Here is a 13,660-nt window from a genome sequence, read left to right on the forward strand (position 1 = left end):
GCGCGCATGCTGGTCGTCTGGGACCTGGACGAAGACGAATGGTTCACTGACAGCATCGTCTTGCTGGACTTCGCTGGCGAACAGATCGAGATCGTTCATCGAAAGCTTCACGATCTGTCAATCACCTGGAACACAGTCGATCCGGCTCAGCCCATGGATTGGGCAGGGCAGGGCTTCCGACTCGCATGGCGTGACAATGCCTTCCCGGATTTGGCCTCGCTGGAAGGCCAGGCCCTGACGGCTGTAGAACTTCTCGACTATGTGGGCGACGACATAGCCAACGGCATGGTGGCGCCCAGCTTCGTGTTCCCAGGCGGTCGAATCACCGTCTACAACGCCCTGGACGCGAACGGGATTGAGTTCGACCCTCCCGACCCTCGCTACACCCGCCACGCCATAGAGAAGACGAACGAGCCCTAAAGACCTTGGTTGTCCCCTCTCCTGTGATTCGATTCCCGGAACGTGAAGCGGGCCACGGAGATCGACCCCACCGCCATCAGCGTGGGAGCCTTCACGGCATGCGGTCTGACCTGCAAAACCGCTGACCTGTGCATATGCCAGTCGAGAGGCCGTGAGGCCGCGCAATTCCCGAGAATCGCCGACCGTGCGAGCACGACCGGGCTGTCGAAGCATGTACTCGATCACTGTTGTCAGGGATCTCTTGACGAAATACGGTGTCAAGGACATCTTGACGCGTAGACGTCCTGAGCCTTAGGAGTGAGCCGTGACATCCCCTGACACCCTGACCGAACTCGCTCGGTGTTCCTTCTGCGGCAAGCCGGACACCGAGGTCGACAAACTGGTCGCCGGCGCCGGCGTACACATCTGCAACGAGTGCGTGGCCTTGGCCGCATCGATCATCGAAGGAAGCCCCACAAGCCCTGCACGACCGCGCGTACCCGTGTGGGAGTCCCTGACAGACGAGGAAATGCTGAACCACATTCCGCGCGTCGCCGCCCACATCGAGCAAGCCGAGGCTGACCTGCGCGCGTGGGTGCAGGAACTGCGCCGACGCGGCGTCACCTGGGCCAAGATCGGCGAAGCTCTCGGAGTCACCCGCCAGGCAGCATGGGAGCGCTTCTCCGGCGAGGAGTGACAGGCCCGGGCCCGCCGCAGATACACCTGTTTTAGGAGCACACTTCTAAGGACTGTGCTCCTAAAACAGTCGCACGCGGAGATCATCGTCCATGCACAAGCCCGTCTTGCGATCTGTGCCCTAGAAGCGACACCGGTGATCACGGCCAGAACTTCACGGCGTGTGGCGTTGCCGCGCCGGTGACGATGCTCTGGTTCGGCCGGATTCTAGAGATCCCCGTACGCACTTGTGCTTATACCGCGTGCCCGAGCCTGGCCGACATCCTGGATCTTGCCGTCAGCGGGGCCTTTACACGGTCGTCATGCCGCTGGTCGGCATTCCGGAGCCACGTGCTGCTCCACCGATTCCTGATATCGCAAGAAGCGGGGGATCACGGCCGTGCAAACACGAGCCAGGAAGAAGGACGAATGAGAAGACGCATGTTAGGCATAACTCTCGCGGGGGGCCTGATAGCGGCTATGGCGATGGTGGCCTCGGAGCCGGCCGCCGAACATGCCGTGGCGGATGGGCCGGGGAACGGGACGCCGTACATCGTGAGTCTGGGGGACTCGGCGATATCCGGTGAAGGGGGTCGCTGGGCGGGGAACGCGAACGAGTCGTCTAGTAAGAGTGATGCGCTCGGGGAGAAGGCCTACCACGACGGGGGGTTTCCGGGGCCGATCACGGGGTTCGGTAACAGGTGTGTCGAGGTCAATCAGGGGTCCTCGGCCAACGGGACCGCTGTGCAGTTGGCCGCGTGCAATGGTTCCGCCGCTCAGAACTGGACCGTCCGCACGAGGCCGACCAGTGAGAATTTGGGCGTCGACGGCACGATTCGAGCCCTCGGGAAGTGCCTGGACGTCGCCAACGGCTCATCGGTGCAGTTCACGAGGGTTCGGCTGTGGGAATGCAACGGGACCGGAGCGCAGGTCTGGCGGGAATTCCCGGACGGCAGGCATATCTTCAACCCGCAGTCGGGGAAGTGCCTCGGCGTCAACCCCACGGTCGGCGGCGACTTCCATCTGCGCATCGAGACGTGCGAGTACAACTGGCCGATCAGCACCGAGCAGGGCTTCGGTCTGCCCAACTCGTACGAACAGATCCGGGGATGCCACCGGTCCCGGAGCGCCCCGGTCTACATCGGAGGCGGGATCAGGGGAGTGAACTTCGCCTGCTCGGGCGCGAAGACCGCGACGGCCGAGAATCCCGGCGGCAACTACAAGCCGGGTATCGACTTCGCCCCCACTCCGGAGGACCTGCCGTCCAACCACAAGGGGCAGGCGCTGCTCTTGCAGGAGTTCGCCATGACGCACAACGTCAAGGCGGTGTCGCTGCTGATCGGAGCGAACAACCTCGGCTATGCCGCCATCCTCACGAAGTGCATCGAGAACTGGTATTCGTCAGCCGACTTCTCCCCGAACTACTGCCACGACGATGCGTCCATCACCAGCCGGTTCTCGCAGACGGCATTGGCCCAGTTGAAGGCCGACATCAAGACGGCCATCAACAACACCCGGCTGGCGATGCAACTCGCCGGGTACAGCAACCAGCAATACACCCTCTTCGTGCACACCTACTGGGTGCCTGTTCCCACCGGCAACCAATTCCGGTACGCCGAGACGGACTGGGACCGCGGCAGAAGCGGCTGCGCCACCTGGAACCAGGACGCGAACTGGGCCGTTTCCACCGCGGCGCCGGCCCTCAACCGCGCGGTCAGCAAGGCGGTACAGGAGCTGAATCATCCCAACGTCAAGCTCGTCGAGATGCACGGCATCGGTGAACGGCACGCGCTGTGCCAGCTGAACGTGGGCACGATGGAGGAGAGGAACCTGGCTCACTGGACCGCATCGGGCGCCGCGGACGCCTCCGAATGGTTCACGCAGATGCGGGTCAGTCCGCTGTTGCGCGAGCTGATCTCGTTCCCCGACGCCCCCTGGGACAACCCCGACTACGACGACTACGAGTTGCAGGAGGGCGGGCACGCCAATTACTGGGGGCAGCTGGCCATGCGCAACTGCTTGCGGCAGGCGTACAACAATGGAAGTCCGGTCAGTATCGACTGCCGGCCGACGGCGGGTGGCGGGCTCAACGAGCATGGCGAACCCAACGTGTATCCCATGCCGCCCCATCCGATCGCGTCGCTCAGCTGTGACTCACATCCGAACAGTTACAGCTGCGACGTGGAGAACGTCGGAAACGGCCCCTACACCACCATCCGCTGGTGGGTGAAGGACCAGAACGGCACGGTGCAGAAGAGCTCCTGGAATGACCAGGAGCATGTCTCCACCACCTGTTCGGCGGGCAAGCGGTTCACCATCACCGTGGAATTGAACAACGCGCTGAACATGAAGTCGACAGCGCAATACCCGGTGTTGTGCGGGACCGACTTCTAGCCTGGTGCTTTCGAACGTTCGGCCGGGTCGAATGGCGGCCCGGCCGAACCCGCTATGGGAATAGGAACCAAGCCCGCCTCCTGGGCGCGCAGGACGGCGCTGAGGCGATCGTTCGCCTCCAATTTGCGGTAGAGATGCTCCTGATGTTTGGTGACGGTACGCCGGGAGATGCCCATCCGCCGCCCGATGGCGACCGCGGTCAACCCTTCGGCCAGCAGCGTCAGCACGGTCAGCTGGCGGGCCGTGATCCCCAGATCGGCCGCTTGTCTCGTCGCCCGGGCGATGTCGGACGGCGCGCCGAAGGATTCCTTTAGTTGCAGCTGGTGCCGTTCGGCGGCGATCAGCAAAGGCTGGACCTGGCGGGCATATTCGCGGTCGCGCTCGCTGATGCGCTCTCCCGGCGGGAAACAGACCACAAACGCGCGAGCGAGGCCCATGGGCACCGCCATCTGCTGGTCGATCTCCAATTCGGACCGGAGAATTCCGTACGTCCTCGTCCGGCGCCAATCAGTTGTGCTGATCACGTCCGCCAGGGCGACCGGAACACGGTCGTGGTCGTTGGACACGTAGTGGCGAGCCAGCGGATGTTCGCTGATGGTTTCGCGTACCAGCGTGTCCAGGAGGATTCCGCCGATCTGTTCGGGCGCCCACGCCCGGCATCGGCCGGCGCCGCCGCTCGGCCACAACTGGTCGACGAACAGGCACAGACATCCGTGGAGCGCGTCATTGAGCTCGGTGCTCAGCGCGTTCCAGTCGAGTTCGGGCGCGGTTCCGTCCATCAGCGCGACGGAGAGGTCCAGCATGCGCCGGTAGTCCTGAGGGGACAGGCTCATGCCAAGAAGTATCAGGCTTCGACATCCGTAGCGCGCCTGCATACGCACTGTTCCGTATGTATCTCAAGGCCGTGGAACGACACCCTGATTGGCATACGAGCGCCACCTTGGCGCTACGCGGAACCGTCACCGAGCGGGGGAAACGGCTCGGGACGCTCCTGTCAAAGAAGGGGACCACGATGCACGAACAATCACCAGTAATTCAGCCCCGACCTACGAGATCACCGCGGCGGCGGATCCACCGCCTCGCGGCACCGGCCGGGCTGCTCCTCATGCTCGCCGCCCTCGCTGTGCCGGCCGCTCCGGTGTACGCGGCGGCGGCGACCTGCCAAGGACAGGTCATCACCATCCAGGGTACGGCCGCCCACGAGTCCATCATCGGCACCAACGGTCCGGACGTGATCGACGGCGGGCCGGGCCACGACGACATCGTCGGCCTCGACGGCGACGACTACATCTGCGGCGGTGAGGGCAACGACGTCGTCATGGGCGGCAAGGGCGACGACAAGCTGTCCGGAGGCAACGGGCGCGACCGCTGCGAGGGCGGTACTGAAGTGGTCGCGGACACGGCCGACGCCACCTGCGAAGGAATCGTGGGCGTTCCGTAGATCGTGATCGAGCGCGTTCCGGGCGAGTGGATCGGCTACACCGCCCGGAACGCGTGCCATGAAAGTACGAATTGGCGTGAACCGCCCATGCCGCTACCTTGCAGCTCATGGCTGAGCAGGAAGTTCCGGAGCGGCACGCCAGCTGGCTTGAGCTGTTCTTCGATCTGATCATCGTGGCGGCGGTCGCCCAGCTGGCGCACGTGCTCCACCCCAGCCCCGGCCACCCGATCGGGCTCGCCGACGCGGGATTGTTCATCGTCCTGTACTACGCGGTGTGGAGCGTCTGGACCAGTTTCACCCTCTACGCCAACGTGGCCGGGGAGCGTACCCGCCGCCGGTCCATGCTGATCGCCATGTTCGGCATCGCGGTGATGGCCGCCGCCATCCCGGAGGCCGGCGGGGATCGGGCGCGAGCGTTCGCCATCGCGTACGTGGCCTGCCGGGTCCTCGCCACCCGCACCTGGAGCAGGACCGGCACCTTCATCGGCGCCTGGCCCGCCGCCCAGTACGGCGCGGGCCTCACACCCTGGGTGATCTCGATCTGGGTGCCGGCGCCCGGCCGGTATTGGCTGTGGGGCTTCGGTGTGGCGGCCGACATCGTCATCTCGTACCTGCAGAGCCGTCACCCCGAGCAGAAGCTGGCCGCGCTGCGCGGCGAGGCCCAGCGGCAGGCGCTGCGCTCCTACCGGCGCGGCCTGGCGCCCCAGCGGTTCGTGCTCCCGGCTGGAGCGCGGCTCAACATCCCCTACCTGGGTGAACGGCTCGGCCTTTTCGTGATCATCGTCCTCGGCGAAACCGTCATGCAGGTCGTCGTGGCGGCGGGCGAAACCCGCTGGACACCCGCTTTCAGCGTCGCCGCCCTCGCCGGTTTCGGCCTGCTGGTCTGCCTGTGGTGGCTCACCCTGGAGTACGGCGCCGCCGCCGTCCCCAGCTTCGGCGGCCTCCAGGCCCGGATCACCCTGCCCGCCCACTTCGCGATGACCGCCGGAGTCGCCGCCACCGCCGCCGGCCTGGGCACCCTCGCCGAACACGCCGACGGCCACCTCGCGACCGCAGTCCGCTGGACCATCTGCGGCGGAATGACCGCCTACTTCCTAACCTCCGCCGTCCTGGGCGCCGCCGCCCGCGCCCCCCTCCGCTGGCTCCTCGGCTGGTCCCTGCCCGCCGTCCTCGTTCCTGTACTGCTGGCGGTCTTCGGGGATGGGCTGGCGGCCTGGTGGATCGTGGTGGGGTTGCTGGCCGTGGCGTACTGGCAGGTGAGCTACCCCGCCGTAATGCGCAGACTCGGCCGCCCCGACTAGGACAGGACCGGCCCATACCGCCGCGCGTGAGCGTCTACGGCCATTCAAACGCGGACAAGTCCGAACGGATCCTCGTGGCCGCCGGTGGTGAAGGAGCGATTCCCGGTCCTATGACTCTTTCCGCTCCAAACGATTGGCGACGAATGCTGCGATCGTCTCCCGGGACGGGTGTCCCCAGCCGATGCAGAACGGATGTCCGGCGGGGTCGGCGTATACCTGGTGGCCTTCGGCGGCATCGAGGTCGGGAGCTGGTTGGAGTAGCCGGGCGCCGAGGGCGATCGCCTCTTCGTGGGCGGCTCGCGGGTCGTCGACATGGAGGTCGAGGTGGACTTGCTGGGGAGTGCCGTGCGGCCAGTCGGGTGGTACGTGGTTGGGCGCCAGTTGCACGCCGATGCGCCACTCTCCGGCGGCGTCGATGACGCTGTGCCAGGCGTCGTCTTCGAAGACGTGCCCGCGGAGAATGTTGGCCCAGAACGCGCTCTCGGCGTGTAGGTCGGCCGCGTCGAACACGATCACCTGACGCACCATGTCCATGGCTCGCACACTACGGGATGAGTGCTTGCCTACCAGGTCGTTCGCGTCGGCGCGGGTGGCGAGATCGTCGAGTATGCCATCGATGCAGGTCAGAGTCGCTGACTGGTCAATTGCGTTTGTTGCGTTGGCTGCGGATAATGCGTCTATAGCGGGGAAGGACAGAGGCATGGCAAGAACGCAACTGGCGAGCTCGATCAAACCGGGCAGCCTTGACCAAGAGCAATCAGAGCGGGCGCTCCGCCGCATCAAGGAGTACCTGATGCGGCATCCGGAAGAGAAGGCGATCAAGGTTGCGGCAGAGCGGGCCGGTGACGAGGCCTTGGTTCTGCCGCGCGAAGCCGTGTCGATGCTGGCCTACATCCTTGCCCAGATCGCCGAGGGACGAGGCGTGCAGGTGATGCCGTCGCACGCGGAGCTGACGACGCAGCAGGCAGCGGCCACGCTGAATGTCTCGCGGCCGTATCTCATCGGTCTTTTGGAGGCGGGCGCCATCCCGTTCCGGCTGGTCGGCAGACATCGGCGAATCCGGCATGACGACCTCATGGAGTACGTGCGCCAAGACTCGGTCAAACGTAGAGCGGCGGCCGACGAACTGAGCGACCTGGGCCAGGAGTTGGGACTGTAGTCATGCCATTTGTCGTGATCTACGACGCCAATGCTCTGTACGGCAACACGCAAAGGGACCTGTTGATCCGGCTGGCGCAGTCGGGCTTGGTCCAGGCCAAGTGGACGCACGCGATCCTGGACGAGATGCAGCGGAACCTCGCTGCGAACCTGCCAGACGTCGCTCCCGCCAAGCTGGAACGGCTGCGCGCGCTGTTGATCGACGCCGTCCCCGACTGCATCGTCGAAGGGTACGAGCCGATCATCGAGGGTCTCAAACTGCCGGACCTTGACGACAGGCATGTGCTTGCTGCCGCCATCAAGGCGAACGCCCAGGTGATCGTGACGTCGAACCTGCGGGATTTCCCCGCCGAAACGCTGGCCACATGGGGCGTAGAAGTCAGAAGTCCCGACGATTTCGTTCTCGATCAAATCGACCTCGACGACCGTGTTGTCTGGGCTTGTGTGCAGCAGATCGCGGACTCGCGCACCAACCCGCCACAGACCGTCTATGACGTTCTCGACGCTTTGGAACGCGCCGGGCTCGTTGAAGCGGTTGCGGCCTTGCGCGGCTAGGCGAGTCAGCATCTCCGGCAAGGCAGCATTCGAACCCGCACTGCCAGCTCATGGTTTTCCCTCTGCGACCCGGGAAACGGGGACTTGACTGCTGTCCGTTCTGGCACGTGATCGAGTGCCAGATACGAGGGCGGGCCGGCGTTCTTTTGAATGGGTGCTGGTAGGTTCCCGGGGATGTTCTCGTTACAGGAGCCCCCGCTGTTCACCCGGCTCAAGCAGGCGCGTCGGATTCTGGTGGCCGGTGCTGGCGGGGGGTTCGATGTGTTTGCCGGGCTTCCGATTGCTGTGGAGTTGTGGGAGGCGGGTAAGCGGGTTCACCTGGCCAATTTGTCGTTCAGCCGGTTGCATGGGCTGGATCTTGAGGTCTGGGTGGATCAGGATGTGGCCGCGATCGGTCCGGAGACGGAGAGCCGGGACTCGTATTTTCCTGAACGGTCGCTTGCTCGATGGCTTGAGGCCCATGATCTGCCTTCCACCGTGTACGCGTTTCCCAGGGTTGGAGTAGCTCCGCTACGGGCGGCCTATCGGGTGCTGGTGGAGCGGCTGGATATCGATGCCATTGTTCTGGTCGATGGCGGGACCGACATTCTGATGCGCGGTGACGAGGCGGGGCTGGGGACTCCGGAGGAGGACATGGCCAGTCTGGCCGCCGTGCACGGGCTTGATGTGGGGGAGAAGGTCGTCGTCTGCCTCGGGTTCGGTGTCGACGCGTACCACGGGGTCAATCATGTTCAGGTGCTGGAGAATCTGGCGGCGCTGGATCGTGACGGGGCGTATCTGGGTGCCTTTTCCATTCCGCGTGCCAGCCGGGCGTCCGAGCTCTATCTGGACGCCGTCGCTTACGCGCACGCCGACACACCGGATCATCCGAGCATCGTCAACGGCTCGATCGCGGCCGCGCTGGACGGGCAGTTCGGCGACGCCCACTTCACTACCCGTACCAGCGGCAGCGAGCTGTTCATCAACCCCCTTATGGCTGTCTACTTCGCTGTGGACATGGACGCACTCGCTCGTCGCTCGCTTTATCTGAGCCGGCTCGAAGGCACCATCCTGATGCGTCAGATCAGCTCGATCATCGAGAGCTTCCGGGCGGAGGCCACCCCACGCCCGCCGCGGGCGTTTCCGCACTGACAGGAAAGCGCGCTCAACCCAGCCGGATGACGCTCCAGGACACCGGCGGGAGCACCGCGCGGAGAACGCCGTCCTCCAGGGTGCTCGCGGCGGTACGAGGGCGTACCCGGTCGGGGTCGGTGGCGCTGTTGCGGGCGTCGAGGTCGGAGTCGGTGAGGACCCACGACTCCAGCACCCGTACGTCACCGAGGGCGCGCGCGTCGGCGGCCAGGTCCAGGGCGTCACTCCGCGATCGGTTGACCGCGAAGAGGGTGACCGTGCCGTCCTCTCCCCGTACGGCGGTCGCGTGCAACGCCGGAACCTCCCCGGCCGCCGGGGAGACGGGCTCGACGCGCAGGACCTCGCCCCTGCCGTACCGGGCGGCCTGGGAGAACGGGTGGAAGATGGTCTGCCGCCACGCCGGCCCGCCCGGCTGGGCGACGATCGGCGCGATCACGTTGACGAGCTGGGCCTGGCAGGCCATCCGCACCCGGTCCGCGTGCCGGAGCAGCGCGATCAGCAGGCTGCCGACGACGACCGCGTCCATCACGTTGTAATGGTCTTCGAGCAGCCGCGGGGCGTGCGCCCACTCGGTGGGCGGATCGTTCTGGAATCTCGACAGGTACCAGACGTTCCACTCGTCGAACGACAGATTGACGCGCTTGCTCCGCCTGAGCTTGGCGCGGACATGGTCGCAGGTGGCGATGGTGTCCTCGATGTAGGCCTCCATCGCCGCCCCCGACGCCAGGAACGCGGTGACGTCGCCGTCCTTCGGCTCGTAGTAGGAGTGCAGCGAGACGTAGTCGACCTGGTCGTACGCCTCCTCCAGGACCGTGGCCTCCCAGGTGCCGAAGGTGGGCATCTCGGCGTTGGAGCTGCCGCAGGCCACCAGCTCCAGGCCGGGATCGATCATCCGCATCGCCCGTGCGGTCTCGGCGGCCAGCCTGCCGTACTCCCGGGCGGTCTTGTGGCCGGTCTGCCACGGGCCGTCCATCTCGTTGCCCAGGCACCACATCCTGATGTCGTACGGCTCGGCCGCGCCATGCTTCACGCGCAGGTCCGACAGCGTCGTACCCGACGGATGGTTGGCGTATTCCAGCAGGTCACACGCTTCCTGTACGCCCCGGGTGCCCAGGTTGACGGCCATCATCGGGGCGACGCCGGCCGCCCGGGCCCAGGTCATGAACTCGCCGAGGCCGAACTCGTTGGTCTCGATCGACTTCCAGGCCGGGTCCAGGCGTACCGGACGGTCGGGGCCGACGCCGTCCTCCCAGCGGTACCCGGAGACGAAGTTGCCGCCGGGATAGCGGACCACGGTGACGCCGAGTTCGCGTACCAGGTCGAGCACGTCCCGCCGCAGCCCGCTCTCGTCCGCGGCCGGATGGCCGGGCTCGTAGATGCCGGTGTAGACGCAGCGGCCGAGGTGTTCGACGAACGAGCCGAACAGCCGGGGGTCGACGGTTCCGATCGAGAACGCGGGGTCGATGGTCAGGGACGCGTCGGTCATGTACCGCTCAATCCTGTGTGGGCGACACTTCTGATGATGTTGCGCTGGAAGAACACGTACGCGACCAGCAGCGGCAACCCGCCCAGGACGGCCGAGGCCATGATCTGGGCGTAGCGCAGGCCGTACGAGCTCTGGATGGTCGCGAGGCCGACCGGAATGGTCATCAGGTCGGGGTTGGACACGGCCAGGAACGGCCAGAAGAAGTTGTTCCAGGTGATGATGAAGGTGAAGATGCCGACGGCGGCGAGGGCGGGGCGCGACAGCGGCACCGCGATCTGCCAGTAGATCCGCCACAGGGAGGCGCCGTCGACGCGGGCGGCCTCCTCCAGTTCGCGCGGCAGCCCGTCGAAGAACTTCTTCAGGATGAACACCATGGCGGGCACGGCCACCTGGGGCAGGATCATCGCCCAGTACGTGTCAACGAGGCCGAGCGCCAGCATCTCGCGGAACAGCGGCACGACGACGATCTGCGGCGGCACCATGATCCCGGCGATGATCACGCCGTAGAGCAGCCGTTTGCCGCGGAAGTCGGTCCGGGACAGGCCGTACCCCGCCATGCTGGCCGTGACGAGCACCAGGAGGGTGACCGACACGGTGACCACCGTGCTGTTGACGAACCAGACGATCAGGTCGCTCTGGGCGAAGACCTTCTCGAACGCCTCCAGGGTGAAGTGGGACGGGATCCACGAGATCGGGATCGTCGCCGTCTCGTCCTCCGGCTTGACGGCGGTGTCCACGGCCCACAGCAGCGGCATCAGCCAGAGCAGGGCGATCAGCGCGGCGGCCACCAGGCCGACGGTGTTCCAGGCACGGGTGGCCCGGTGAACCCGGCGGGGGGCCTGACGCGGAAGCGGGATCGTGGTCATGGCCGCTCCTCACGGGACTGGAAGATCCTGAACTGTGCGGCGGAGATCGTGACGATCAGGACGAAGAAGAAGGTCGAGATGGCCGACGCGTAGCCGAAGCGGAAGTTGGTGAAGCTGGTGTCGTAGACGTACTCCAGCACCGGCCGGACCGCGAAGCCCGGCCCGCCGCTGCCCGTCCAGAGCAGGTAGACCTGGTCGAAGATGCGCAGCGAGGCGAGCAGCTGGAGCACGATGACCAGCCCGGTGGTCCGCCGGAGCATGGGCAGGGTGATCGACCACAGCCGCTGCCACCAGCCGGCGCCGTCGATCGACGCCGCGTCGTGGTAGTCCTGCGGGATCGCCTGCAGCGCGGCCAGGTAGAGCAGGAAGTTGAAGCCGGCGGTCCACCACAGGGTGGTGAGGACGACCGACCACATCGCGACGCCCGGATCGCTCAGCCAGCCCAGCTCGGGCAGGCCGAGGGCGGTCAGCGCCGCGTTGACCAGGCCGAACCCCGGCTGGAACAGCCAGACCCAGATGAGCGCGACGACGCTGACCGGCAGCAGGAAAGGCGCGAAGTACGACGGCCGCCACAGCCACCGCAGCGGCATCACGCGGTTGGTGAGCAGTGCCATGACCAGCCCGACGAGCACCAGCGGCGGCGTGCTCAGCAGGGTGAAGTAGAGCGTGGCGCCCATCGCCTTCCACATGAGCGCGTCGCCGAACATCTCCGTCCAGTTGGACAGGCCGACGAACTCGCCGCGGGTGCCGGTGAGGCTCTCGTTGAAGAAGCTCAGCACCAGCGCCCAGACCGTGGGGAACAGCAGGAACGCGACGTAGAAGAACAGGAACGGCAGGACGAACAGCAGGCCCGCCGGGACGCGCCGCCAGAGTGGCACCACCTCGGTGACGGGAGCGGCCCGGCGTGCCGGGGCCGTGATGGTGGCCATGAGACGTCTCCTCCCTATGCGGGGCTCGGGGTGGTCAGCAGCCTGTTGAGGGCGCCCTTGAACTGGGCCAGGCCCTGCTCCGGGGTGAGGGCGCCGGTGAGCACCGCCTGGAAGGCGACGCCGGCCTGGTTCTCCAACTCCGAGCCGGAGCCGCTGAACCAGGCGGGCGGGTCGAGCTGCACGTCGTTGACCACGTCGCGGTACTCCGACTGGGGTTTCAGCGCGAGATACTCCGGGCTGGTGGCGACCGGCTGGTACGCCGGGATGTGGCCGGCCTGGCCCCAGGTGACGCTGTTCTTGAGCAGGTACGCCAGGAAGGTGTACGTCGCCCGGGTGGCCGCCGGGTCCCGGTCGCGCTGGCGGGGCAGCACGAAGGAGTGGGAGTCGGCCTCGGCGCGGCCGTTGCCGTACAGGGCGGGGAAGCCCGTCATGCTGAAGGGCAGTTTGGCCGTGGTGAAGGTGGCGACCTCCCAGTCGCCGTTCCAGTGGATCCCGGCCCGCTGCTCGCTGAACGTCGCGACCGCGCCCGCGTAGTCGACCCCGACCGTCGCCAGGCCCTCGGCGGTCAGCCTGCGCATGAACGTCAGGGCCTTCAGCGCTTTGGCGTCGTCCATGCGTACGGTTCCGCCGATGGGTAATTCCATCGGGCCGTCCTGCTGGCGGTACAGGCTCCAGAAGATGCGCCAGGGCTGGACGTCGGCGTTGTCCACGGCCAGGCCGTACACGCCGGTGACGTCCTTGAGCTTCTTGAGGGCGTCGATGAACTGGTCTTCGCCGGTGATCGGGGTGAGCCTGCCGTCGGCGCCGAGCAGTCCGGCTTTGCCGGCGATGTCCGTGTTGTAGTACATGACCAGGGGGTGGGTGTCGAGCGGCAGCGCGTAGAGCCGCCCGCCGACGGAGGCGCGTTCGATGAGCTGCGGCGGGAACTGCGACGTGGCCAGCCCCACCTCAGCCATCAGCTTCTCGTCGAAGGGGTCGAGCAGGTTCTCGGGGGCGAAGCCGGGCAGGCGGGCCAGATGCATGATCGCGACCTCGGGGCCGCGCCCGCCGGCGGAGGCCATGGCGAGCTTGGTGTAGTACGGCGCGCCCCAGGCGAGCGTGACAGCCTCCAGGTCGATGTCCGGATGCGCCGCTCTGAACTCGTCCTGCATCTTGACCATCAGGACGCCGTCACCGCCGCCGAACAGGTTCCAGTAGCGGATTCTGGTGTGCCCTGTGGCGCCGCAGCCGGTCAGAGCGACCGCTCCCAGCGCCCCCAGGGCTCCCAGTACGGCCCGGCGGCTCGGGCGCGGGGGTTTCAGGTCATGGTTCACCGGCTCCTCCAA

The 13,660-nt window shown here is 66.3% G+C and carries 14 protein-coding genes; 8 read left to right on the forward strand and 6 right to left on the reverse strand.

All coding sequences use genetic code 11. From position 1 onward, the window contains the following. The first annotated feature begins 6 nt into the window (after window positions 1-6). The 3 genes from Aph01nite_RS03020 to Aph01nite_RS03030 all read left to right on the forward strand — a co-directional run bounded on the left by Aph01nite_RS03020 (window position 7) and on the right by Aph01nite_RS03030 (window position 3,468). Window positions 7-420, forward strand: a complete 414-nt coding sequence (locus Aph01nite_RS03020; RefSeq protein ID WP_204039153.1) for a hypothetical protein — start codon at window positions 7-9, stop codon at window positions 418-420. Between the two features lie 304 nt (window positions 421-724). Further along, complete coding sequence (locus Aph01nite_RS42000; protein WP_204039154.1) at window positions 725-1,096, forward strand: ClpX C4-type zinc finger protein; 372 nt, start codon at window positions 725-727, stop codon at window positions 1,094-1,096. Window positions 1,097-1,554: 458 nt separating this feature from the next. Beyond that, on the forward strand, window positions 1,555-3,468 hold the full coding sequence (locus Aph01nite_RS03030) for a ricin-type beta-trefoil lectin domain protein (protein ID WP_204039155.1): 1,914 nt from the start codon (window positions 1,555-1,557) through the stop codon (window positions 3,466-3,468). Here Aph01nite_RS03030 and Aph01nite_RS03035 read toward each other — a convergent pair. After that, window positions 3,465-4,271, reverse strand: a complete 807-nt coding sequence (locus Aph01nite_RS03035; RefSeq protein ID WP_204039156.1) for a helix-turn-helix transcriptional regulator — start codon at window positions 4,269-4,271, stop codon at window positions 3,465-3,467. The genes Aph01nite_RS03030 and Aph01nite_RS03035 overlap by 4 nt on opposite strands. A gap of 302 nt (window positions 4,272-4,573) precedes the next feature. On the opposite strand from Aph01nite_RS03035, the gene Aph01nite_RS42005 reads away from it, so the two are divergent. Further along, window positions 4,574-4,909: a hypothetical protein gene (locus Aph01nite_RS42005; protein WP_275418354.1), complete on the forward strand. Its 336-nt coding sequence runs from the start codon at window positions 4,574-4,576 to the stop codon at window positions 4,907-4,909. Window positions 4,910-5,016: 107 nt separating this feature from the next. Then, on the forward strand, window positions 5,017-6,210 hold the full coding sequence (locus Aph01nite_RS03045; RefSeq protein WP_204039158.1) for a low temperature requirement protein A: 1,194 nt from the start codon (window positions 5,017-5,019) through the stop codon (window positions 6,208-6,210). A 108-nt stretch (window positions 6,211-6,318) separates the two neighbouring features. Here the strand turns inward: Aph01nite_RS03045 and Aph01nite_RS03050 are convergent, their stop codons facing one another. Further along, the gene (locus Aph01nite_RS03050) at window positions 6,319-6,744 is read right to left on the reverse strand and encodes a VOC family protein (RefSeq protein WP_204039159.1); all 426 of its coding nucleotides are present in this window, start codon (window positions 6,742-6,744) and stop codon (window positions 6,319-6,321) included. A gap of 166 nt (window positions 6,745-6,910) precedes the next feature. Between Aph01nite_RS03050 and Aph01nite_RS03055 the strand changes: the two genes are divergently transcribed. The 3 genes from Aph01nite_RS03055 (at window position 6,911) to Aph01nite_RS03065 (ending at window position 9,054) form a co-directional block, all read left to right on the forward strand. Next, a complete protein-coding gene (locus Aph01nite_RS03055; protein ID WP_204039160.1) occupies window positions 6,911-7,369 on the forward strand; it encodes an excisionase family DNA-binding protein in 459 nt (152 codons plus the stop codon). A 14-nt stretch (window positions 7,370-7,383) separates the two neighbouring features. Next, window positions 7,384-7,923 (forward strand): PIN domain-containing protein, encoded by a 540-nt coding sequence (locus Aph01nite_RS03060; protein ID WP_239161357.1) that lies wholly within the window; start codon window positions 7,384-7,386, stop codon window positions 7,921-7,923. A 174-nt stretch (window positions 7,924-8,097) separates the two neighbouring features. Beyond that, complete coding sequence (locus Aph01nite_RS03065; RefSeq protein ID WP_204039162.1) at window positions 8,098-9,054, forward strand: DUF1152 domain-containing protein; 957 nt, start codon at window positions 8,098-8,100, stop codon at window positions 9,052-9,054. Between the two features lie 13 nt (window positions 9,055-9,067). Here Aph01nite_RS03065 and arfA read toward each other — a convergent pair whose 3' ends face one another. From arfA to Aph01nite_RS03085, 4 genes are read right to left on the reverse strand one after another with little or no spacing between them, the layout of a single operon-like run. Continuing rightward, entirely contained in the window at window positions 9,068-10,540 is a 1,473-nt protein-coding gene (gene arfA, locus Aph01nite_RS03070) for an arabinosylfuranosidase ArfA (protein ID WP_204039163.1), read from the reverse strand. Further along, entirely contained in the window at window positions 10,537-11,406 is an 870-nt protein-coding gene (locus Aph01nite_RS03075; protein WP_204039164.1) for a carbohydrate ABC transporter permease, read from the reverse strand. Before Aph01nite_RS03075 ends, arfA begins: the two co-directional genes overlap by 4 nt. Continuing rightward, entirely contained in the window at window positions 11,403-12,335 is a 933-nt protein-coding gene (locus Aph01nite_RS03080) for a carbohydrate ABC transporter permease (RefSeq protein WP_204039165.1), read from the reverse strand. Before Aph01nite_RS03080 ends, Aph01nite_RS03075 begins: the two co-directional genes overlap by 4 nt. Window positions 12,336-12,349: 14 nt before the next feature. Then, complete coding sequence (locus Aph01nite_RS03085; RefSeq protein ID WP_204039166.1) at window positions 12,350-13,648, reverse strand: extracellular solute-binding protein; 1,299 nt, start codon at window positions 13,646-13,648, stop codon at window positions 12,350-12,352. Window positions 13,649-13,660 lie beyond the last annotated feature (12 nt).

Source organism: Acrocarpospora phusangensis, from assembly GCF_016862995.1.
Classification (GTDB): domain Bacteria; phylum Actinomycetota; class Actinomycetes; order Streptosporangiales; family Streptosporangiaceae; genus Acrocarpospora; species Acrocarpospora phusangensis.